We start from the raw sequence: 21,070 nt of genomic DNA on the forward strand, positions 1-21,070 counted from the left end.
TCCGCTGTCGTGACGCCATCCTTGGGCACCCACGACATGACCGCTCGCAAAGTTGGGCCAACTGTGGGTTACTGCGACAAAGCGGTTCGGATCAGGGAGAACGAACATGGCCACCAAGGCTGAGAAGATCGTTGCCGGGCTCGGCGGCATCGACAACATCGAGGAAGTCGAAGGCTGCATCACCCGCCTGCGGACCGAGGTCGTCGACCCGGCCAAGGTCGACGAAGCCGCCCTGAAGGCCGCCGGAGCCCACGGCGTCGTCAAGATGGGCAGCGCCATCCAGGTCGTCATCGGCACCGACGCCGACCCCATCGCGGCGGAGATCGAAGACCTCATGTGAGACCCGCGGCGCGCACCCCGCGCCCGGGGTGCCGCACGAGAGGTCCCAGGGCCCCCTCCCCACGCCGGGCGGGGGCCCTGGCGCACCTCGGGCACGGGCGCCGCCCCGCGGACGGCTAGGCTCTGGCGCCATGTCACGCATCGACGGCCGCACCCCCGAACAGCTCCGCCCCGTCACCATCGAACGCGGCTGGAGCAAGCACGCCGAAGGCTCCGTCCTCGTCTCCTTCGGCGACACCAAGGTGCTGTGCACCGCCTCCGTCACCGAGGGCGTCCCCCGCTGGCGCAAGGGCAGCGGCGAGGGCTGGGTCACCGCCGAGTACTCCATGCTCCCGCGCGCCACCAACACCCGGGGCGACCGCGAGTCCGTCCGCGGCCGCATCGGCGGACGCACCCACGAGATCAGCCGCCTCATCGGGCGTTCGCTGCGCGCCGTCATCGACTACAAGGCCCTGGGCGAGAACACCATCGTCCTCGACTGCGACGTCCTCCAGGCCGACGGCGGCACCCGCACCGCCGCCATCACCGGCGCCTACGTCGCCCTCGCCGACGCGGTCGCCTGGGCCCAGGCGAACAAGCTGGTCCGCGCCAACCGCCGCCCCCTCACCGGCACCGTCAGCGCCGTCTCCGTCGGCATCGTCGACGGCACCCCCCTGCTCGACCTCCGCTACGAGGAGGACGTCAAGGCCGACACCGACATGAACGTCGTCTGCACCGGCGACGGCCGCTTCGTCGAGGTGCAGGGCACCGCCGAGGCCGAACCGTTCGCCCGCGACGAGCTCAACGCGCTCCTCGACCTCGCCGTGGCCGGCTGCGCCACCCTCGCCGACGCTCAGCGCGCCGCGCTCGCCACCGTCCTCGAAAGGTAAAGGGCACCCCAACTCCGGTGACCGGCGCGGGCAACCGCGCCGGTCACCGCCGCGTCTGAACCGGTAACGGGCGCACGGCCGACTCCGCGCGCCCGCCCAGCCACACGGGCCCACACGGCCCGCACGAGGGAGGAACCCCATGGCCGCGAGCCGCCGACGCCGCACCACAGCCGTCGCCGCCACCCTGGCGGCCGTCGCGCTGACCGCCGGACTCACCACCGGCTGTGCCGCCGTCGACAAGGCGCTGGACTGCGTCCAGACCGCCGACGCCATCGCCGACAGCGTGACGGAGATGCAGCAGGCCGTGGACAACGCCTCCAACGACGTCACCCAGCTCGAGGAGTCCCTCACCTCCATCGACAAGAACCTCGACGAGCTCGCCGACAAGACCGACAACGCCGACGTCGGCAAGGCCGTCGACGACCTCGACCGGGCCGTCGGCAACGTGCGCACCTCCATCGAGAACGGTGACAAGACCCCCGACATCAGCCCCGTCACCGACGCGGCCGGGGAGCTCACCAAGGTCTGCACACCGTGACCGGCGGCCCGCGACGGCCGGGATACTGGACGCCATGAACCGCCTGATCCTCGCCACCCGCAACGCCGGAAAGATCACCGAACTGCGGTCGATCCTCGCCGACGCGGGCCTGCCCCACGAACTCGTCGGCGCCGACGCCCACCCGGAGGTCCCCGACGTCAAGGAGACCGGCGTCACCTTCGCCGAGAACGCCCTGCTGAAGGCCCACGCCCTGGCCCGCGCCACCGGCCTGCCCGCCGTCGCCGACGACTCCGGTCTCTGCGTCGACGTCCTCGGCGGCGCCCCCGGCATCTTCTCCGCCCGCTGGGCCGGCACCCACGGCGACGACCGGGCCAACCTGGACCTGCTCCTCGCCCAGCTCTCCGACATCGCCGACGAGCACCGCGCCGCCCACTTCGCCTGCGCGGCGGCCCTGGCCCTGCCCGACGGCACGGAACGGGTCGTCGAGGGGCGCCTGACCGGCGTCCTGCGCCACAGCCCGTCCGGCACCGGCGGCTTCGGCTACGACCCGATCCTCCAGCCGGACGGCGAGAGCCGGACCTGCGCGGAGCTGACGGCGGCCGAGAAGAACGCGATCAGCCACCGCGGCAAGGCGTTCCGCGCGCTCGTGCCGGTGATCCGCGAACTGGTGGGCTGACGAACCGGTGGGCCGAACGCACCGGTGGGCTGAACACTGGTGCGGCCGGAGGGACTCGAACCCTCACGGGAGTTACCCCACTGGGACCTAAACCCAGCGTGACTGCCAGTTCCACCACGGCCGCTCGATGCTGCCCGGCCATGCTAGCGGCCGGGCAGCTCCCTCAGATGCCGAGATCCTTGATGATCTTGGCCACGTGGCCGGTGGCCCGGACGTTGTAGAAGGCGTGCTCCACCTTGCCCTCCTCGTCCACCACGATCGTGGAGCGGATGACGCCCAGGTACGTCCTGCCGTAGTTCTTCTTCTCCCGGAAGGCCCCGTACGCCTCCAGGGCCTTCTTGTCGGGGTCGGCGAGCAGGGTGACCTTCAGGGACTCCTTCTCGCGGAACGCGGCCAGCTTCTCGGGCTTGTCCGGCGAGACGCCGATCACGTCGTACCCCGCGCCGGCGAGCAGGTCGAGGTTGTCGGTGAAGTCGCAGGCCTGCTTGGTGCAGCCCGGGGTGAGGGCGGCCGGGTAGAAGTAGACGATGACCTTGCGGCCCCGGTGGTCGGCGAGGGACACCTCGTTGCCGTCGGCGTCCGGCAGGGTGAAGGCGGGGGCCTCGTCCCCGGGCTTGAGGCGTTCACTCATCGGTCTGTCTCCTCGTACGTGCGCGCTGGGTGGATCGGGTGCCGGGATCGAGGGTAACCGGGGGTGCTGACGGTGCGGCCCGGCGCGAAGCTGACAGACTGTCCGGCACAGGTATCAGCGGTATCAGCGAATTCAGCGGATTGAGCAGATTTCGGAGGCGACACGGTGGCGGACACGGCGGACACCAGAACCCCGGCGGAGATCGAGGCGGACATCCGGCGCCGTCGCGCGGTGCTGGCCGAGACCCTGGACGAGATCGGCGTGCGGGTGCACCCGAAGACGATCGTGGACGACGCGAAGGCCCGGGTCGTCTCCAACGTGGACCACACGCTGGGCCGCGCCTACGTCGGGGTCAACGCCGCGCTGAGCGAGGTGAAGGCCCAGTTCGTCGACGAGGAGGGATCCCCCCGTCTGGAGCGGGTCGTGCCGGTCGCGGTGCTGCTGGTCGGCGTCGTGGGACTGCTGGCGCTGGGCTCGCGCCGACGCAGGAGCTGACCCCGCCCGCGTGCGTGGTCGGTGAGGGCAGGTAGGTTTCAGAGCGTGAGCGCCAACAGTAACGACCACGGCTCCCAGCACGACAAGCTGCCCATCCGGATGCTGCACGACCGCGTGCTCGTCCGGCAGGACACCACCGAGGGCGAGCGGCGTTCCGGGGGCGGCATCCTGATTCCCGCGACCGCCGCGGTGGGCCGGCGCCTGGCCTGGGCGGAGGTGGTCGCCGTGGGGCAGAACGTCCGGACGGTGGAGCCCGGGGACCGGGTGCTGTTCGACCCGGAGGACCGCGCCGAGGTGGAGGTGCGGGGCGTGCCCTACGTATTGATGCGGGAGCGCGACCTGCACGCGGTGGCCGCGGACCGGTTCGAGGGCTCCGAGGACTCGACCGGCTTGTACCTGTAGCCGGGCCGGCTGTGTGACGAAGGGGGCCGGTGACCGTGGCGGTCACCGGCCCCCTCCGCCGTGCCCGGCCCCCGGGCGCGCGGCCCGGGGTTCACCGCCCGCGGTTCACTGTCGGCGGCCGCCGGTGAGCGTGCCGGTGAGGCCGCCCTGGTCGACGCCGCCGGTGCCGTCGGCGCCGCCGTCCCCGGTGCCGCCCGTGGGGTCCCCCGTGGTGCCGCCGGTCCCGGTGCCGCCGTCGGTGGTGCCGCCCTCCGTGGTGCCGCCGTCCGGGGTGCCGGTGCCGCCGTCGGTCTGGCCCTGCGTCTGGCCGCCGGTCTGGCCCTCGGTCTGCCCGGGCTCGTCCCCGGGGGACGCGGTGCCGCTCTCCGGCCCGTCGGGCGTGGGCGAGCGGTCCTCGTCCTCCTCGCCGGCGCCCGGGTCGGCGGTGGTGGCGTCGCTCGGCAGGGGCTGCACCTGGTCGGCCCCCACCTGGAGGTCGAGGTCGAACTCCTGCACCGGCTCACCCTCCAGGGCCTCCCGGGTGAACTGCGCCCAGATCTCGGCCGGGACGCCGCCGCCGTTGACCCGCGGCAGGCCCATGGCGCCGTACAGCTTCTTCTGGGCCCCGGTCTCGGGGTCCTGCCCCATCACGGCGACGACGGTGGCGAGGTCGGGGGTGTAGCCGGCGAACCAGGCCGCCTTGTCCTCCTCCGCCGTCCCGGTCTTGCCCGCGGCGGGCCGTCCGGCGTCGAGGGCGGCGGTGCCGGTGCCGTTCTGCACGACGCCGCGCAGCACGGCGGTGGTGGTGTCGGCGGCCTGGCGGCTGACGGCCTGCCGGGTCTGCCGCTTCGGCAGCTCCACCGTCTCCCGGCCGTCCTTCGTCACCTTCTCCACCATGGTGTACGTGCCGTGCCGGCCGTGGTTGGCGAGCGTCGCGTACGCCTCCGCCATGTCCAGCACGCTCGCGGTGGCCACCCCGAGCGCGATCGACGGGGTCGGCGTCAGCGACGGCGTCTTGGGCGGGATGCCCAGGTCGACGGCGGTCTGCAGCACCTTCTCGGAGCCCACGTCCACGGCCATCTGCGCGTACACCGAGTTGACGGACTTGTCGGTGGCCTCGCGCACGGTGACGCCACCGTAGGAGACGTGGTCCTCGTTCTCCGGGGCATAGTGCCCGGACCAGCCCTGCACGGGACGCTTGTTGGTGCCGTCGTAGACCGTGTTGGGCGTGATGAGCCGGCCGTCCTGGGTGCTGGACTTGTTCTCGACGGCGGAGGTGAAGACGATCGGCTTGAAGATCGAGCCGACCTGGTAGTCCCGGCGGGTCGCGTTCGGGGTGTACTGCTTGACGTAGTCGATGCCGTTGTACATCGCCACGACCTTGCCGGTCTTCGGGTCGACGGAGGCGCCGCCGGCCCGGACGTAGGTGTCGACCTTGCGGTTCTTCTTGTCGAGGCGGTCCATCAGCTTGTCGTTGACGGCATCGACGAAGGCGTCCTGCTTGTCCTTCTGGAGCGTGGTGGTGATCCGGTACCCGCCCCGGTCGAGCTCCTGCTCGGCGACGATCCGGTTCTGGACCAGGTGGTCCTTGACGATGCGGACGATGTAGCCGCGCTGCCCCGACATGCCGGTGGAGGTGGTGCTCTCCTTCGGCACCGGGAACTTCATCCCGGCCCGCTCGGACTCGCTGAGCCAGTCCTTCTCGACCATGCCGTCCAGGACGTAGTTCCAGCGGGACTCGGCGGCCCCGCGGTTCTCCGGGTGCGCGATCACGTCGTACTGGCTGGGCGCGTTGACCAGCGCGGCCAGGTAGGCGGCGCGGCCGGCGTCGAGGTCCTTGGCGTCCATGCCGTAGTAGGCCTGGGCGGCGGCCTGGATGCCGTAGGCGTTGCGGCCGAAGTAGCTGGTGTTGAGGTAGCCCTCCAGGATCTGGTCCTTGCTCTGCTCCCGGTCCAGCTTGATCGCGATGAAGAACTCCTTCACCTTGCGGGTGACGGTCTGCTCCTGCCGCAGGTAGTAGTTCTTCACGTACTGCTGGGTGATGGTCGAGCCGGACTGCTTGCCCTTGCCGGTGGCGGTGTTCCAGGCGGCCCGGACCATGGCCTTGGGGTCGACGGCGGACTGCGTGTAGAAGTCCCGGTCCTCGGCGGCGAGGACGGCGTGCCGGGCGGCCTTGGAGACGCGGTCGAGCGAGACGTTCTCCCGGTTGACCTCGCCGTCCCGGGCGATGACGGAGCCGTCGGCGTACAGGTAGACGTTGGCCTGCTTGGTGGCGAGGGCGTTGGCGGGCGGGATCTTCACCAGGTGGTAGCCGAGGAAGAAGGCCCCGATCAGCAGCAGGGTGCCGACGACGAAGGTGCCGAGCACCATCCGCCAGGTGGGGATCAGACGGCGCCAGCCGGTGCGCCTGCGCCCGCCCTCCGCCGTGCCCTGAGGGGCGTCGGCCGCCTGTGGCTCTCTCGGGGCCCAGCCCGGGCCGGGCTGTGGCTGCGGCTCGTCGCTCATGTCGTGCACGGACTCCTGTTTCGCCTCGTTCGTCGCTGTACGCCTGGTGCGCTCCTTCTATTGAAGACTGTCGCATCCGGGGAACAGTTCCGTGCCGAGGCGGCGCGTCCGCGTCGGATGCGGCTTGTCACACGCATGGGCCGGGGCGGGCAGGGGAGGACGGGGGCCGGTCGCGGTCCGAGGTGCCGGGTGCCGGGTGTCGGGTGCCGGGTGTGCCTGCGGCGGGGGCCGGGGCGGGGGCGGGCCCGTCCGTCGTCGTAGCCGACGGACGGAGGGAAATCGTAGGCTGACGCGTATGACCGACGACGCCGCCCCGGACCTGCGAGCCTCCGACAACGACCGCGAACGGGTCGCCGACATCCTGCGCGAGGCACTCGCCGAAGGGCGCCTGGACATGGAGGAGTTCGGGGAGCGGCTGGACGCGACCTACCGGGCGCGCACGTACGGCGAGCTGGCGCCGATCACCCGCGACCTGCCGGCCGCCGGTGTCACCGCTCCGGCGGTGTCGCTGACGAAGGACCCGGCCCCGTCCGACGACTGGGCGGGACGGATCGTGGGCGGCGACGACGCCGGCCGGTCGTCGTGGGCGGTCGCGGTGATGTCGGGGTTCCAGCGCAAGGGCCGCTGGACGGCGCCGCGGCAGTTCAACTGCTTCGCGTTCTGGGGCGGCGGCGACATCGACCTGCGGGAGGCGAACTTCGCGGACCGCGAGATCGTGATCAACGCGATCGCGATCATGGGCGGGGTGGACATCACCGTCCCGCCGGGCGTCGAGGTCGTCGTGCGCGGCATCGGCATCATGGGCGGCTTCGACCACCGGGAGGAGGGTGTCCCGGCCGAGCCGGGCGCGCCCCGGGTGATCGTCACCGGGTTCGCCTTCTGGGGCGGGGTCGGGGTGCAGCGCAAGCTGCCCCGCGCGGAGAAGCAGCGCCTGCGCGAGGAACGCCGCCGCCAGAAGCTGGAGCGCAAGGCGAACCGCCGGGAGCTGGACGCCTCCTCGCGCTCCGCGTCCTGGGACGGCGGCCTGCACGGCCTGCACGGATCGGGCGCGGAGGAGCACCCCGAGCGCCGTGACGGGCGGGGCGGACACGGCGGACACGGCGGGCACTGACGGCTGAGACCCCTGTGACGGCTATGACGGCCGTGACGGCCGTGACGGGGGCGGACAGGGTGGGCGCCGACCGCCGTGAAGGGGCGTGAAGGGTGCGGCGGACACGGCGGACACGGCGGCGCTTGCGACGACCGCCCCGGACCGCTCGCCACCCCAGGCACTCCCGTCGGCACCCCCGCACCCCCGGCCCGTCACCGGACGGGCCGGTGCCCCGTCACAGCTGCGCCGGGGCGCCGCCGCTCAGCTCGTCCAGGTCGAGGACCTGCGCCATCCGCGCATAGCCGCGGTCGCTGGGGTGGAGGTGGTCCCCGGAGTCGTAGACGGGGCGCAGGCGGCGCGGGTCGTAGGGGTCGCGGAGCGCCCGGTCGAAGTCGACGACGGCGTCGAAGACCCGCCCGGAGCGGATCTCGGCGTTGATCTGCTGCCGCACCGCCTCCCGCGCGTCGGTGTGGCCGCGATGCCCGCCGAACGGCATGAGGGTGGCGCCGACGACCTTCAGGCCGCGGGCGTGAGCCCGGTCGACCAGGGTGCGCAGGCCGTCGAGGATCAGGTCCGGGTCACCCGCGCCCGGGTGGCGCAGGATGTCGTTCACGCCGAGATCGACCACGACGGCACGCACGTTGGGGCGGCCGAGCACGTCGCGGCCGAAGCGGTTCAGTCCGCTCGGGTTCTCCGGCGGGCGGCCGAGGCCGTCGGTGAGCACCCGGTTGCCGCTGATGCCCTCGTTGACGACGCTGAGCCGGGGCACGTCCCGCCCCTCGTCGAGCGCGGCGCGCAGCCGGTCGGAGAGGACGTCCGGCCAGCGGCTGTTGGCCCCCGTGGTGGAGGTGACCCCGTCGGTCAGGGAGTCGCCGAACGCGACGAGGGTGCCGTCCGCCTCGCTGCTGAGCACGTCCAGCGCGGTCACGTACCGCCAGTAGCCGCTCGTGGTCGTGTACGGGGCGCCGGTGGTGTCCCCGGTGTGCTCCCCCTCGGCGACGTAGGAGATCTGGCGGGCGCGCGGGTGGTACGTGACGGGCCCGGACGGGGTGGGGGAGTAGGTGGTGATCAGGACGTCGCCGTCCCGGGGGACGGTGATGCGCACGGCGTCGCTGGCCACCTGGGCGCCCGCCGGGACGACGACGGAGCGGCTGCCGGTGAAGGTGAGCGGCCGCAGGGTGCCGGTGACGGCGGCGGCCCCGCCGGGTCCGGCCGCGACGGCGATCGACGCGTGCGTGACGGTCAGCGGCGACTGCCCGTAGAGATTGGACAGCGTGACGCGGGCACTCGTACCGCCGGCGCTGGTGTGGACGACGTTGCGCACCGAGCGGCCCGCCAGCCCGGTGGTCTCCGTGCCGGGTTCGCCGCCGACGGGCGCGGTGGCCCAGGAGGCGACCCACGTGCCGGTGGAGGCGGGTGCGGCCGGGTTGTGGGGTGTGCGGCCGCCGGCGAGGGTGTCGCGCCGCTCGGTGCCGTCGTCCGCCGCGACGACCCCGTACAGGGCGGCGGAGAGGGCCACGATCACGGCGAGGACGGCCGCCAGCAGGGCGCGTTGCTTCGCTGGGGGCGCGCCCGCGCCCCCGTCACGTCCCCGGGTCATGCTGTTCTGTTCTCCTCGGGAGGTGGGAGCCCCGAGGCTCCGGTCCGACGAACCCATGATGCGTCACGGGCGGGAGGCGGCCCGCGACACCCTCGCGGTCACCCCTCGGAACAGACGCCGGGAACTCCGGTTCCGTTCCGGGAGTCGGTCAGGAAGGGACAATGTGTGAGGGATCACCGAACGGGTGGAGTGGATGGAACGGACCGAAGCACCGGAGACCGGAGGAAGCGGCGCCGAGGGGCAGCATGCCCGTCCCGGCGCCGTGTCGAACCGCGCGATGACCGCGTTCAGCCCGGCGGACGAGGAGAAGCGGCGCGGTGTGCGCCGGATGAAGCTCACCGCCACCGGTCTGCTGGTCTTCGTGGCCGTGGTCTACGTCCTCGCCGAGTGGGCCTCGCACCGGGGCGCCGGAGCCTGGGCGGGCTACGTCGCCGCCGCGGCGGAGGCGGGCATGGTCGGCGCGATCGCCGACTGGTTCGCGGTCACCGCCCTCTTCCGGCACCCGCTGGGCCTGCCCATCCCGCACACGGCCATCATTCCCCGGAAGAAGGACCAGCTCGGCGTCTCCTTGGGGGAGTTCGTCGGTGAGAACTTCCTCTCCGAGGAGGTCGTACGGGGCCGGCTGCGCGCCGTCGGCATCGGCAGCCGGCTGGGAGCCTGGCTCGCCGTCCCCGAGCACGCCGACCGGGTCACCGCCGAACTCGCGGCGGCCCTGCGCGGAGCGCTGGCCGTGCTGCGCGACTCCGACGTCCAGGCCGTGGTCGGCGAGGCCATCACCCGCCGCGCCGACGCCCAGGAGATCGCCCCCGGCATGGGCAAGATGCTGGACCGGATCGTCGCCGACGGCGGCCACAAGCGGGCCGTCGACCTGGTGGTGAACCGGGCCCACGACTGGCTGGTGCTGCACGGCGACACGGTCATGGAGGCCGTCCACGTCGGCGCGCCCGGCTGGACCCCGCGGTTCGTGGACCGCAAGGTCGGCGAGCGCGTCTACAAGGAACTGCTGCGGTTCGTCACCGAGATGCGGGACATGCCGGGCCATCCCGCCCGGGGTGCCCTGGACCGCTTCCTCACCGACTTCGCCTCCGACCTCCAGTCCGACACCGAGACCCGCGCCCGGGTGGAACGCCTCAAGGGCGAGATCCTCGGCCGCGGCGAGGTCCAGGACCTCATCGCCTCCGCCTGGACCGCCGTCCGCGCGATGATCGTCGCGGCGGCCGAGGACGAGCGCAGCGAGCTGCGGCTGCGGGTGCGCGCCTCGCTGCTCTCCCTGGGATCCCGGATGTCCGCCGACCCCAAGCTGCAGGGCAAGGTCGACGGCTGGCTGGAGAGCGCCGCGGTGTACGTGGTCACCACCTACCGCAAGGAGATCACGTCCCTGATCACGGACACGGTGGCGAGCTGGGACGCCGAGCACACCACGAAGAAGATCGAGGCGAACATCGGCCGGGACCTGCAGTTCATCCGGATCAACGGCACGGTGGTGGGGTCGCTGGTCGGGCTGCTCATCCACACGGTGTCGCGGGCGCTGGGGGCGTAGGGCGCGGCCCCGCACGGGGGCGGGGCGGTGGTGGTCGCCCCCGCGCGTGGCGCGGACGGCCCCGGCCGACGCCGCCCGCCCGGGTTTTCACCGCTTCCGGGTCCTCTCCGCTTCCGGGTCTGCCCGCTTCCGGGCCCTGCCTACGTCCAGGTCGTCCTGCCTACGTCCGGGCCCTGCTTACCTCCGGGTCCTGCCCACGTCCGGGCCGGCCGCTGCCCCGCGTCCGTGCACTGCCCCGCGTCCGTGCACTGCCCCGCGTCCGGGCCGCACCGCATCCGTGCCCGGCAGCGGTGCCGTGCGGGGCGGGTCCGGGCGTGCCGGGCGTACGGGGCGGGGGCGTGCCCGGCGTACGGGGCGGGGCGTGCCGGGCGTGCGAGGCGGGTCGTCCCGGGCGGGGGCGTAAAGGGCCGTCCTCCGGGCACCTGACGGTGGTTCGCTCCCCGGGATCCGACGACGGCCCGTCACGGCATCGAGGACCCGGTCCGGGCGAGCCGTCGAGGAGCCGAGGAGGGGGCCATGACCACCGCGCGGTCCGGGACCGGACGCACCGTCACCACCAGCATTCCCGCCCGCCTGGACCGCCTGCCCTGGTCCCGCTGGCACTGGTCGATCGTGATCGGCCTCGGCACGGTGTGGATCCTCGACGGCTTCGAGGTGACCATCGTCGGCAACATCGCCGCCCGCCTGTCCGAGCCCGGCAGCGGACTGCCCATCACCTCCGGCGAGGTCACCGGCATCTCCGCCGCCCTCTACGTGGCCGGAGCCTGTACCGGCGCCCTGTTCTGGGGCCGCCTCACCGACCTGTGGGGCCGCAAGAAACTCTTCATGATCACCCTCGCGGTCTACCTGGGGGCCACCGCCCTGACCGCGCTGGCCTTCGACACGTGGTGGTTCTTCATCTTCCGCTTCCTGACCGGCTTCGGCATCGGCGGCGAGTACGCGGCCATCAACTCCGCCATCGACGAACTCATCCCCGCCCACTACCGGGGCCGCGTCGGCCTGCTCATCAACGGCAGCTACTGGCTCGGCGCGGTCGGCGGCGCCCTGCTGTCGATCGTCGCGCTCGACACGTCGATCTTCCCGGCCGACGTCGGCTGGCGGCTCACCTTCGCCCTCGGCGCGGTCCTCGCCCTGGTGATCCTCCTGGTCCGCCGGCACGTCCCGGAGAGCCCGCGCTGGCTGCTGATCCACGGCCGGGACGACGAGGCCGAACGCATCGTCTCCGAGATCGAACGCCGGGTGGAGGAGGAGCGGGGCGAAGCCCTGCCCGAGCCCGAGGGCGAGCTGACCATCCACCAGCGCCGCAGCGTGTCCTTCACGGAGATCGCCCGCACGATCCTCGCCCGGTACCGCAGGCGGGCGGCGCTCGGCTTCTCCCTCTTCATCGGCCAGGCGTTCCTCTACAACGCCATCACCTTCGGCTTCGGCGCCATCCTCACCCAGTTCTTCGACGTGGCGAGCGGCCACACCGGCTACTACTTCGCCGTCATCGCGCTCGGCAACTTCCTCGGCCCGCTGCTGCTGGGCAAGCTGTTCGACACCGTCGGCCGCCGGGTGATGATCTCCGGCACGTATCTGCTCTCCGGCATCCTGCTGTTCGGCACGGCCTGGCTGTTCGACCGCGGGTCCCTGGACGCGACCACGATGACGGCCTGCTGGTGCGCGGTGCTGTTCTTCGCCTCGGCGGGCGCCTCCAGCGCCTACCTCACGGTCTCCGAGATCTTCCCGATGGAGACCCGCGCCATGTCCATCGCCTTCTTCTACGCCATCGGCACCGCCGCCGGCGGTATCAGCGGCCCGCTGCTGTTCGCGGAACTCACCAACACCGGCAAGGTGGCCGACACCGTGCTGGCGTTCCAGATCGGCGCCGGCCTGATGTGCGCGGCGGGCCTGGTGGCCGTCTTCCTCGCGGTGAACGCGGAACGCCGCTCGCTGGAGGACATCGCCACACCGCTCACCGCGGCGGAGCCGGCGGACCGGGGCCCGGGGGACTCGGGGCCGACGGCGCAGCGGGTGGCGACCTGACGCGAAGCGAGGGGCCGGGGGCGGCGCGCGCACCGGGCGGCCGGCGGCCGTGACGTGCCCACCCCGCCCGCCCGTGGGGCGGGGTCAGCCGCGGCGGTCGGCCACCGCCCAGGACGCCAGCGCCACGGCACCGGCCACCCCGAACACGGCCGGCCAGGCGCCCACCCTCTTGGCCAGCGGGTGCGACCCGGCGAACGCGGCGACGTAGGCGGCGGTCAGCGCGCTCGCGGCCGCACCCCCGGCGCGCTGCTGCCACTGCCGGGCGGCGGCCGTCCCGGCGGCGGCCAGGACGACCCCGCCGAGCGGGCGCTGCCGCGTCCAGCGGGCCACTCCGTACCCGCCGACGATCCCGCTCGCGGCCACCACTGAACTGGGAACCCTCGCCATGCTGCCCGCCTCCCGGTGTTCCCCCGCAGGGGTCGTTCTCACTGACCTCACTGGCCGCCTCTGAGGTTACCGGCGCCCGTAGTTGAGTCGGCACTTGTCAAGTTTCCTCCTTCGGGCTATATAAGAAGTACGGGCATCGCAGAGATCGAACCCGAGGAAAGGAGTGACCGTGATGCTCATGCGCACCGACCCCTTCCGCGACCTCGACCGCCTCGCGCAGGAGTTCTTCGGGAACGGAACGGCCGGCCGTGCAGCCGCCATGCCGATGGACGCCTACCGGTCGGGTGACGAGTTCCTCGTCCACTTCGACCTCCCCGGCATCGACCCCGAGACGATCGAGCTGGACGTCGAGCGCAACGTCCTGAACGTGCGCGCCGAGCGCCGCTCCCCGGCCCCGGAGGGCGCCCAGACCCTCGTCGCCGAGCGCCCCAGCGGCACCTTCACCCGCCAGCTCTTCCTCGGCGACACCCTGGACACCGAGCGCATCGACGCCTCGTACGACGCCGGCGTCCTGACCCTGCGCATCCCGGTGGCCGAACAGGCCAAGCCGCGCCGCATCCGGATCACCGGCGGCGGACGCAAGCAGATCGGCCGCTGACCGCGGCCCGAGCGCGTCCCGCGGGAACGGCCGCCGCGGGACGCGGCCCCGCGCCCGCCGGTCCTCGGAGGGCGCCGCAGGCCTTCAGCAGGAGAGGAGTCCGAAGCAGCATGACGACGATGACCCCGAACAAGCCCGCGCCCTCGCACCGGGACCGGGTGATCCCGGCCCCGCACCCCGACCGCGCCGCCCGTGCGCCGCGCCGCGGGGACGACGAACGCTGGCTGGAACTCGTCGAGGCCGTACGCGAGTCGGGCCAGTACGCGACGAGGACGGAGGCGGAGAGCGTCACCCGTGTCGTCCTGTCGGCCCTCGGCGGCCACGTCGTCGGCGACGAGCGGGTCGAACTGGCCCGCGCCCTGCCCGAGGAGGCCGCGCGCGTGGTCGCCTCCCAGATCCCGGCGACCCGCCCGCTGACGGCGGCGGAGTTCGTCGACTCGGTGGCCACCCGCATCGAGGGCGCGACGGCGGCGACGGCCCGCTGGGACGTCAGCTCGGTCCTCAGCGTCCTCCCGGCGCTGGCCGGTGACGACCTGATCACCCGCATCCTGGACCAGCTGCCGCCCGGCTACGCCCTCCTCTTCGGCCGCGCGGAACTCTCCCCGGCGCAGTGACCCCCGGGCGTCCGCCCGCGCCCCCTCCGGCCGCCTGACCCGCCTCCCCCCGCCGCCGTCCCGTTCGTCCCCCGTGTACCCCTCCGAAACGGGACGGCGGCGACGACGGCGGCGACGGCGGGACAGGCTCCGGCGCGCTGCCCCGTGCAGGACCCGGGCCGGGGGGCGAGGCAGCGCGGGACCCGGGCCGGGGGCGAGGCAGTGCGGGGCCCGGGCCGGGGGCGAGGCGGTGCGGAGGGGGGCGGGCCGGCGAGCGAGCGGTGCTCGCGCGCGAAAACCGTTCGACGCCCCTCCCCGTGAAGGGACATGCTGCGGTGCGAGGAGCCCGGGACCGGAACGCCCGGGCCCCCCGAGGGCTCCGGTCCCGGAGCCCGCACCGCGCCGTCCGACCACCGGAGGACCGTTGCACCCCACCATCCGCCACATCACCTTCGACTGCACGGGTGACCCCTACGACCTCGCCCAGTTCTGGAGTGCCCTGCTGGGCAAGCCGGTGTCCGACGACGACAAGCCCGGTGACCCGGAGGCACTGATCGAGGACCCCGCCGGCGGACCCGGCCTGCTGTTCGTCCGGGTCGGGGAGGGCAAGACGGTCAAGAACCGCGTCCACTTCGACCTGAAGCCGGCCGGCCGTACCCGTGCCGAGGAAGTGGCCCGGGCGCTGTCCCTCGGTGCCCGCCAACTGGCCGACCACACCCGCCCGGACGGCAGGGGCTGGGTCACGATGGCCGACCCGGAGGGCAACGAATTCTGCGTGGAACGCGGCGACCTGGGCTGACCGCCCGCGCTCCGGCCCGGCCGCCCCGGGAACCACGCGTGCGAGCCCGCGCGTCCTGTTGATCGGGATCGGACAAGGGGCCGCGCATCGTGCAGGGAACGGACGGAACACCCGGGCGGGGCCGGACCCGGCGGGCGATGTGGGGCCGCGGACCGGCCCGGGCCGGGGGACTCCTCCGGGCACGCGGCCGCATCCTCGCGGCCCTCGCGGTCCTCACCGCCGGCCTCCTGACCTTCCACCGGGCGGTGCCCAACGCGGTGGGCCGCCTGGGGAGTCTGCTGGAGAGCTTCCTGCCCTGGCTCGGCCTGGCCGTGCCGGTGCTGCTCGTCCTGGCCCTGATCCGCCGCTCGGCCCTCGCCCTGGTCGCCCTCCTGCTGCCGGTGGCCGCCTGGACCCACCTCTTCGGCGGCCGGCTCCTGCCCGCCGGGAACCCGGGGCCCCGCGACCTGACCGTCGTCCAGCACAACGTGAGCGACGAGAACCCCGACCCGGCGTCCACGGCTCGCGCCCTGGCCGCCGCCGAGCCGGACCTCATCGCCCTGCAGGAACTGCTCCCGCAAGCCGTCCCGGCCTACGAGAAGGCCCTGCGGGCGGACTACCCGCACCACGAGGTCCGCGGCACCGTCGGCCTCTGGTCGAAGCACCCCCTCACCGGCGCCCGCGCCCTCGACATCAAGCCCCGGGGCATCACCGAGCCGTGGAACCGCGGCCTGCGCGCCGAGGTCCACACCCCGCACGGCCGCCTCGCCGCCTACGTCGTCCACCTGCCGTCGGTCCGCATCCGCCCGACCGGTCTCGCCTCCGCCCGGCGCGACGAGAGCGCCCGCCGCCTGGGCAGCGCCGTCGCCGCCGAGCCGGTACGGCACGTGATCCTCATGGGCGACCTCAACGCCACGGTCCACGACCGCGCCCTGACGCCCCTCACCTCCCGGCTCACCACCCCGCCCCGCGGCTTCGCCCTCTCCTTCCCGGCCGCCTTCCCCGTCGCCCGCATCGACCAGGTGATGGCCCGCTCGGCCACCGTCCACGGCATCCGCACGCTGCCCAGGACGGAGAGCGATCACCTGCCGGTCGCGGCCCGGATCACCCTGCGGTAGCACCGGCCGCCCGTCCGGGGCGCCCGCCCCGACGCGAAGCTGTCGCGGGCTGTGCCTCGGCGGGCGTGAGCACCATGCCTTGCACTGCCCTTGGAAGCCTCATACGAGCGCCGCCTCGGTCCGCGTAGCGCGCCGCATACTCCTGCCGGTGCCGGTGCCGGTGCCGGTGCCCGTACCCACGCCGTCCGCCGGACGGATCCGCTCCCGGCAGCTCCGGTTCAGTTCAGCAGGTTCCACACGACCGCCGACCGGGCCTCGGCGACAAGCTCGTCGAAGCCCGACCCGCCGACGGCACCCCGTGCCGAGGACGCGGCCGACCGCTGCGCGGGCTTCTCCGGTTCGATGACCCACAACGGGCGGCCGCCGGGCACGGCCGCCACCCCCTGGAACCGCAGATCACCGGCGATCCACAGCACCCCCCGCCCGTCGGTCATCCCGAGCCACACACTGTGCGGGACCACCGCCACGAACGAGGCGGCGACGCTCTTGTCCGGGGCCAGCAGCACCACGCGCCGCTGCACCGCCTTCCCCTCGATCTCCTCCAGACGGCACGGCCAGACCTGCCAGCGACTGTTCTCCAGGAGGGCCAGCAACTTCCGGGGGGCCTTCACACAGGCCGTGCGGTAGCCCGCCAGCAGACCCAGCACCATCGCGGTCAGGGGTATGAGCACGATCACGGGATCTTCACGGAAGATGGCGTAGAAGACACCGAGGAAGACGAGCGAGCCCAAGGCCAACCACAGCACCCGGCGCTGCGCACTCTTCCGGAACTCCTCCACCTGAGCCCGGACCCCCACCGTGTCCGCCGCGGGCCGCGGCGACACCTGGTACCCGTACTCCTCGGCCAGCATCCATTCCCCCCGACGTCACCACCCGCGCGCCTCGCGGCGGGGGCATCGTAGGACAGCAACTCGTGTGCGGCCAGAGGCGGTTGATCGCGAGCAGGGGACGCGGGCCTACTCGTCCAATTGTCCACGGAGTGACTCAGCAGTCGCCTCTTACGCCAGCGGTCCCCGACCCAGGTATTGCAAGAACGCCTTCCACGGCTCTGCCGCCACGTTGATCACCGGACTGTCCCGCCGACGCTTGGAATCACGTATCAGGATGCCGCTGCCGGCGCACGCGCACTCCACACACTCGGTAGCGTTACCGCCGCTGTACGACGACTTGAACCAGGCGGACGGAGTGTGGTTCTGGTGGTCGGCTGGCATCTACAGCTCCTTGCGGGCGCGATGGATCAGTTCGGAGGAAGCCTCCATGTCCAACGCTTGTGCCCGCAGGTACTCGAACGCAAGTCTGTATCGCTCCAGTTCGTCTTCCTTCTCAAGGAACAGGGAGCCTGTGTGAAAGTCGACGTAGACCACGTCTAGGGCCGCTTCTGTACCGCCGATGATGACGAAGCTGCCGAGTGCCGCTGCGTGAGCGCCCTTGGAGAAGGGCAGCACCTGAAGCCGGATGTGCGGCGACTCATTCGCGTCGAGCAGCCGGCCGAGCTGTTCCTTCATGATGGCTGGTGAACCGACGACCCTGCGGATCACCGACTCATCGAGAATCGCCCACAGGCGAGGCGGCTTGGGCCGGGTAAGGATCTCCTGGCGCTTCATGCGGATGTCGACCAGGCGCTCGATCTCACTGGCTTCCAGCGGTACTTCGTTCGCCTTCTGGAGTGCGGTGCTGTACGCACGGGTCTGCAGAAGCCCGGGGACGTAGACGCAGGAGAAGTGATCCTCGCGTACGGCCTCGTCCTCCAGTGTGAGCAGGAGGTTCATGCTCTCGGGGATGGTGTCGGCGAACGAGTTCCACCACCCCTGCTGCTTGGCGTCCTTGGCCAGCTTGACGACTGCTTCCCGCTCCGCTTCCGCAGCCCCGTACTCCCGGCACAGTGCGTCGACGACGATCCACTTCACCGGGCCCGCCTGCGTCTCGTACCGGCTGACCGTTGCCTTTGACACACCGACGAGCCGTCCGGCCTCTTCGAGGGTCATCCCTTGACGGGTGCGCAACTTGCGCAGCATCGCCCCCAGTTGACGACGGCGTGTGGTGGTCCTCACGGACATGGGGCTCCTCGGAGGTATAGGCCAGGTGACCGCTCGGGCGAGAACAGGCTAGATAGGGCGGGCTTACACCATCTTCGAATTCACCCGATCGAGGCTCGTGAGAAGTTACATGGAGAGAATTCTCTGTGTCATCCTCGGTAACGTACCGCCACGCAACGCATCCGTTCGGCCACGGTGTGCGCAAAGGAAGTGGCGCGGGAGGGAGAACTGCTGTGCCGGGGACCTACATGGAGGATGTGCAGCGCCGTTGCGTGCTGCCTTTCGAAGCGCTGCCCTGCGAAGTGCGCCTGCTGCGGCGGGCGGTGACCGTCCAGCTGGGCCAATGGGGCGTGCCGACTGCTGGAGACGCGGCGCGGCTCGTCGTGACGGAGCTGGCGACGAACGTCATCAAGCACGTCGGTGAAGGCTCTGCGGCAACGCTGATCCTTGAGCGGAAACGTGAGCGGCTGCGGGTCGAGATGCATGACAAGGCCGACTCGCTGCCTTCGGTGCGTGCTGCCGACTGCACTTCGGAGTGCGGCCGTGGCCTGCACATGTTGGCTGCGATGGCCGTGGACTGGGGAACGGTGGTCACGGCCATCGGCAAGGCGGTGTGGTGCGAGATCGAAATCGGACAGGACGCCGGCTGCCGCCGAATGGAGCGGGCCGCCGACGCATTGGAGACCTATCGGGCGCGCAGTGGGACGCTCCAGCAGGGCCAGCATGACGCCGTCCTGGCAGAGTCAGCCGTCGAGTTGATCGCCGACCTGCTGCACTGGAGCAGCGTACGCGGCCTGGACCCAGACGATGTGCTGGACCGCGCACAGATGCACTACGAGGCTGAGGCGGACGCGGCTTAGCCTCCCGGTGCACCGGGTCAAGCCAGTTGGCGCGGCTTCCCACCCTGGCCCCGCCGGGCAGTATCGGGAGCGCCGTTCACGGACGCGCCGCAGCCGCGCGCAGAAGCGCCTCCGCATCCGCGGCAACATCATGTTCGTGCAGTACTAGCGCGGCGTGCAGCACATCTCGGTCGCTCCTGTCCCGGCCGTAGATGTGCACGAAGTTTCCAACCAGCTCCTCTTGCCCGTTCGACCGCAGCAAAGCCACCAGCAAGGCCATCTCTTGAGAGGTGCAGGCGTCCACGGTGTGCCGCAATAGAGCGAGGACACGGTCTGGCTGGCCGCCGCCGGCGAGCTCCTCCGCGCGGCGTCTGATCCTCTGCGCCGCCGACACGTCTTTTGTACTCCGCTGCCGGTCCCCGTTCCGGCGGGGGACCGGCAGCGGAGTTGCGCCCGCGTCCTCTGGCCAACGATTCTGCTGGCCGGCTTCAGTAGCCAGGTGTATCCGCAGCGTCTCGTGCTCCAGGGCGGAGCACCGCTTCCGCAGAGCGCGCAATCTCGCGTCTTGGTCCTCCGCTTCTTTCGTGAGTCTCTTCTGCTCGTCGAGTGAAGCCTCTAGCTCGTGCCTGGCGGCTTGCGCTTCCTCTCTGTGGCGGGCGCAATTGATGCATCGTTCCTGCTCAGCTCGCGCCCGCAGTTCCAGCAGGTGCTCCTTGGTGATACCAAGGCCTTGATCGCCCCCGGCGTCCCGGCATGCGGTCTCAAAGATCGAAGTAGTCACCTTATTGGAAGGGATGTACTGCCCCGTGAGGTACCTGGTCAGGGAGCTTTCCCCTACGTAGAGGTGCTTCGCTGCCTGCGCCTGCGTGGGGTGGGTGAGAACTGTGCTGCCGTCCGGAGACCTGACGGCCAGGTGGCGGCAGACCTTCCGCAGCGCCATGGCCAGTTGTCGCCTGCCGGGTGGGATGTCGTCGTGGAGGTCTTTCTCCGTCCACGCGAATGGGGGGCGACTACTACTGCGCGCTGCCATGGCGGCATACCTCCGTAATCCTACCGACCGGCCTTAACGCCTGCCGCTGGTCGGCGTTGTCGAGCCTCATTGTGCCGGGAGTCAGCGGGGTACCGTCCGGCGTTTCCTGTTTCTCTTCTTGCTAGTTGGTGCGCAAGTTCGGTTGAGAGGGTTCGGCGGGGTTTCGATGTGTCACGCTTTACATGGCAGCCCCCGATTGTGCGGGGGGTGGTGTGAGGTGTGCCTAGGGGCAGCTGCAACTAGTCCATCTCACGCAATTCGCACAACCGGAGACAAGCGGGTCGAATCGCGTGCGCTGTGCGCGCCATTCTTAGTGGGAGGGACCCATCATGACGATGCCGTCATGGGAGGAGACCAGTGCCGGAGGTCACAAGCTCGGCAGCAAGGCGCGAGCCGCGCTCTGGCTGGTCCAGGAAGTAGGGGTGGGCGGAATCTTCACTGTGGCCGCTCTGCGCGAGGACTTCCCGGACATCGCGCAGATCGACCGGCGTATGCGCGATCTCAGGGACTACGGGTGGGAGATCGCGACGTCCCGCGAGGACCCTGAGCTGCGGCCCCAGGAGCGCCGGTTTGTGAAGCGCGGCGAGGATGTGTGGGTGCCGGGCCAGGCGAAGACTCCGAGTCACAAGTCCAGCATTACCAGCGCCCAACGCGCGAAGGTACTGCAGGAGGACGGATACCTGTGCCGTACGTGCGGCATCACCGGTGGTGAGGCGTATGACGACGGTGTCGCACTTGCGGTGCTGAACGTCGCCCGACGGCCGGTAACCCTGGTGGACGGCGGCGTCACGCATCAGCTGGTCACCGAATGCCAGCGGTGCGGACGTGGGACTGTGGAACGGTCCGTGCACCTGCCCGAGCTGCTCGCGAAGATCGAGGCGCTCGCGCCCTTGGAGCGCAGCGTACTGAGCGGCTGGGTGAGGAACGACAAGCGGACGTACAGCTCGCTGGAGTTGCTGTGGGCGTTGTACCGGACGTTGCCAGGCGAGTCCCGCAAGGCTGTGGCCGACGCCCTCGAATCCGCCAGCACCGACGACTGAA

At 71.7% G+C, this 21,070-nt stretch carries 23 protein-coding genes and 1 tRNA gene; 15 read left to right on the forward strand and 9 right to left on the reverse strand.

What is annotated here, in order from left to right:
- Nucleotides 1-106 precede the first annotated feature (106 nt).
- The 4 genes from ACSU53_RS19500 to rdgB all read left to right on the forward strand — a co-directional run bounded on the left by ACSU53_RS19500 (nucleotide 107) and on the right by rdgB (nucleotide 2,383).
- Nucleotides 107-340: a glucose PTS transporter subunit EIIB gene (locus ACSU53_RS19500; protein WP_217127552.1), complete on the forward strand. Its 234-nt coding sequence runs from the start codon at nucleotides 107-109 to the stop codon at nucleotides 338-340.
- A gap of 130 nt (nucleotides 341-470) precedes the next feature.
- Nucleotides 471-1,208, forward strand: coding sequence for a ribonuclease PH (rph, locus tag ACSU53_RS19505; protein ID WP_437029462.1), 738 nt, complete (start codon nucleotides 471-473; stop codon nucleotides 1,206-1,208).
- Nucleotides 1,209-1,347: 139 nt separating this feature from the next.
- Nucleotides 1,348-1,746: a hypothetical protein gene (locus ACSU53_RS19510; RefSeq protein WP_437029464.1), complete on the forward strand. Its 399-nt coding sequence runs from the start codon at nucleotides 1,348-1,350 to the stop codon at nucleotides 1,744-1,746.
- A gap of 34 nt (nucleotides 1,747-1,780) precedes the next feature.
- Nucleotides 1,781-2,383, forward strand: a complete 603-nt coding sequence (gene rdgB / locus ACSU53_RS19515) for an RdgB/HAM1 family non-canonical purine NTP pyrophosphatase (RefSeq protein WP_437029466.1) — start codon at nucleotides 1,781-1,783, stop codon at nucleotides 2,381-2,383.
- Between the two features lie 37 nt (nucleotides 2,384-2,420).
- On the opposite strand, the gene ACSU53_RS19520 is transcribed toward rdgB, so the two are convergent.
- Both ACSU53_RS19520 and bcp read right to left on the reverse strand, forming a co-directional pair.
- A tRNA-Leu gene (locus ACSU53_RS19520) sits at nucleotides 2,421-2,507 on the reverse strand.
- 39 nt (nucleotides 2,508-2,546) lie between these two features.
- Nucleotides 2,547-3,014, reverse strand: a complete 468-nt coding sequence (gene bcp, locus ACSU53_RS19525; protein ID WP_437029468.1) for a thioredoxin-dependent thiol peroxidase — start codon at nucleotides 3,012-3,014, stop codon at nucleotides 2,547-2,549.
- Between the two features lie 165 nt (nucleotides 3,015-3,179).
- Between bcp and ACSU53_RS19530 the strand changes: the two genes are divergently transcribed.
- Both ACSU53_RS19530 and ACSU53_RS19535 read left to right on the forward strand, forming a co-directional pair.
- Entirely contained in the window at nucleotides 3,180-3,509 is a 330-nt protein-coding gene (locus tag ACSU53_RS19530) for a DUF3618 domain-containing protein (protein ID WP_437029469.1), read from the forward strand.
- Between the two features lie 99 nt (nucleotides 3,510-3,608).
- The gene (locus ACSU53_RS19535; RefSeq protein ID WP_203591459.1) at nucleotides 3,609-3,911 is read left to right on the forward strand and encodes a GroES family chaperonin; all 303 of its coding nucleotides are present in this window, start codon (nucleotides 3,609-3,611) and stop codon (nucleotides 3,909-3,911) included.
- Nucleotides 3,912-4,016: 105 nt separating this feature from the next.
- Here the strand turns inward: ACSU53_RS19535 and ACSU53_RS19540 are convergent, their stop codons facing one another.
- Nucleotides 4,017-6,395: a transglycosylase domain-containing protein gene (locus ACSU53_RS19540; protein ID WP_437029471.1), complete on the reverse strand. Its 2,379-nt coding sequence runs from the start codon at nucleotides 6,393-6,395 to the stop codon at nucleotides 4,017-4,019.
- Nucleotides 6,396-6,690: 295 nt separating this feature from the next.
- Here ACSU53_RS19540 and ACSU53_RS19545 point away from each other — a divergent pair, with 295 nt between their 5' ends.
- Nucleotides 6,691-7,506: a DUF1707 SHOCT-like domain-containing protein gene (locus ACSU53_RS19545; RefSeq protein ID WP_437029473.1), complete on the forward strand. Its 816-nt coding sequence runs from the start codon at nucleotides 6,691-6,693 to the stop codon at nucleotides 7,504-7,506.
- A 214-nt stretch (nucleotides 7,507-7,720) separates the two neighbouring features.
- Here ACSU53_RS19545 and ACSU53_RS19550 read toward each other — a convergent pair whose 3' ends face one another.
- Nucleotides 7,721-9,085, reverse strand: a complete 1,365-nt coding sequence (locus tag ACSU53_RS19550; protein WP_437029475.1) for an SGNH/GDSL hydrolase family protein — start codon at nucleotides 9,083-9,085, stop codon at nucleotides 7,721-7,723.
- A 193-nt stretch (nucleotides 9,086-9,278) separates the two neighbouring features.
- On the opposite strand from ACSU53_RS19550, the gene ACSU53_RS19555 reads away from it, so the two are divergent.
- Together ACSU53_RS19555 and ACSU53_RS19560 are read left to right on the forward strand one after the other, a co-directional pair.
- Nucleotides 9,279-10,625, forward strand: a complete 1,347-nt coding sequence (locus ACSU53_RS19555; RefSeq protein WP_437029477.1) for a DUF445 domain-containing protein — start codon at nucleotides 9,279-9,281, stop codon at nucleotides 10,623-10,625.
- Nucleotides 10,626-11,141: 516 nt separating this feature from the next.
- Nucleotides 11,142-12,650: an MFS transporter gene (locus ACSU53_RS19560; protein ID WP_437029479.1), complete on the forward strand. Its 1,509-nt coding sequence runs from the start codon at nucleotides 11,142-11,144 to the stop codon at nucleotides 12,648-12,650.
- A gap of 84 nt (nucleotides 12,651-12,734) precedes the next feature.
- Here the strand turns inward: ACSU53_RS19560 and ACSU53_RS19565 are convergent, their stop codons facing one another.
- On the reverse strand, nucleotides 12,735-13,037 hold the full coding sequence (locus ACSU53_RS19565) for a hypothetical protein (RefSeq protein ID WP_437029481.1): 303 nt from the start codon (nucleotides 13,035-13,037) through the stop codon (nucleotides 12,735-12,737).
- A 172-nt stretch (nucleotides 13,038-13,209) separates the two neighbouring features.
- Between ACSU53_RS19565 and ACSU53_RS19570 the strand changes: the two genes are divergently transcribed.
- From ACSU53_RS19570 to ACSU53_RS19585, 4 genes are all read left to right on the forward strand, one after another.
- Complete coding sequence (locus ACSU53_RS19570; RefSeq protein ID WP_437029483.1) at nucleotides 13,210-13,635, forward strand: Hsp20/alpha crystallin family protein; 426 nt, start codon at nucleotides 13,210-13,212, stop codon at nucleotides 13,633-13,635.
- Nucleotides 13,636-13,745: 110 nt separating this feature from the next.
- A complete protein-coding gene (locus tag ACSU53_RS19575; RefSeq protein WP_437029485.1) occupies nucleotides 13,746-14,249 on the forward strand; it encodes a DUF2267 domain-containing protein in 504 nt (167 codons plus the stop codon).
- Between the two features lie 403 nt (nucleotides 14,250-14,652).
- The gene (locus tag ACSU53_RS19580; RefSeq protein ID WP_437029487.1) at nucleotides 14,653-15,027 is read left to right on the forward strand and encodes a VOC family protein; all 375 of its coding nucleotides are present in this window, start codon (nucleotides 14,653-14,655) and stop codon (nucleotides 15,025-15,027) included.
- A 137-nt stretch (nucleotides 15,028-15,164) separates the two neighbouring features.
- Entirely contained in the window at nucleotides 15,165-16,124 is a 960-nt protein-coding gene (locus ACSU53_RS19585; protein ID WP_437033288.1) for an endonuclease/exonuclease/phosphatase family protein, read from the forward strand.
- A 218-nt stretch (nucleotides 16,125-16,342) separates the two neighbouring features.
- On the opposite strand, the gene ACSU53_RS19590 is transcribed toward ACSU53_RS19585, so the two are convergent.
- From ACSU53_RS19590 to ACSU53_RS19600, 3 genes are all read right to left on the reverse strand, one after another.
- The gene (locus ACSU53_RS19590; protein ID WP_437029489.1) at nucleotides 16,343-16,975 is read right to left on the reverse strand and encodes a hypothetical protein; all 633 of its coding nucleotides are present in this window, start codon (nucleotides 16,973-16,975) and stop codon (nucleotides 16,343-16,345) included.
- 147 nt (nucleotides 16,976-17,122) lie between these two features.
- Nucleotides 17,123-17,335: a DUF397 domain-containing protein gene (locus ACSU53_RS19595; protein ID WP_437029491.1), complete on the reverse strand. Its 213-nt coding sequence runs from the start codon at nucleotides 17,333-17,335 to the stop codon at nucleotides 17,123-17,125.
- Complete coding sequence (locus ACSU53_RS19600; protein ID WP_437029493.1) at nucleotides 17,336-18,181, reverse strand: helix-turn-helix domain-containing protein; 846 nt, start codon at nucleotides 18,179-18,181, stop codon at nucleotides 17,336-17,338. It abuts the gene before it with no gap.
- A gap of 227 nt (nucleotides 18,182-18,408) precedes the next feature.
- Between ACSU53_RS19600 and ACSU53_RS19605 the strand changes: the two genes are divergently transcribed.
- The gene (locus ACSU53_RS19605; protein WP_437029495.1) at nucleotides 18,409-19,020 is read left to right on the forward strand and encodes an ATP-binding protein; all 612 of its coding nucleotides are present in this window, start codon (nucleotides 18,409-18,411) and stop codon (nucleotides 19,018-19,020) included.
- Nucleotides 19,021-19,096: 76 nt separating this feature from the next.
- On the opposite strand, the gene ACSU53_RS19610 is transcribed toward ACSU53_RS19605, so the two are convergent.
- Nucleotides 19,097-20,029: a hypothetical protein gene (locus tag ACSU53_RS19610; protein WP_437029497.1), complete on the reverse strand. Its 933-nt coding sequence runs from the start codon at nucleotides 20,027-20,029 to the stop codon at nucleotides 19,097-19,099.
- A 329-nt stretch (nucleotides 20,030-20,358) separates the two neighbouring features.
- Between ACSU53_RS19610 and ACSU53_RS19615 the strand changes: the two genes are divergently transcribed.
- Nucleotides 20,359-21,069 carry a hypothetical protein gene (locus ACSU53_RS19615; RefSeq protein ID WP_437029499.1) on the forward strand — a complete coding sequence of 237 codons (711 nt, stop codon included), beginning with the start codon at nucleotides 20,359-20,361 and terminating at the stop codon, nucleotides 21,067-21,069.
- Nucleotide 21,070: the final 1 nt, after the last annotated feature.

Source organism: Streptomyces sp. enrichment culture, assembly GCF_964273255.1.
Classification (GTDB): domain Bacteria; phylum Actinomycetota; class Actinomycetes; order Streptomycetales; family Streptomycetaceae; genus Streptomyces.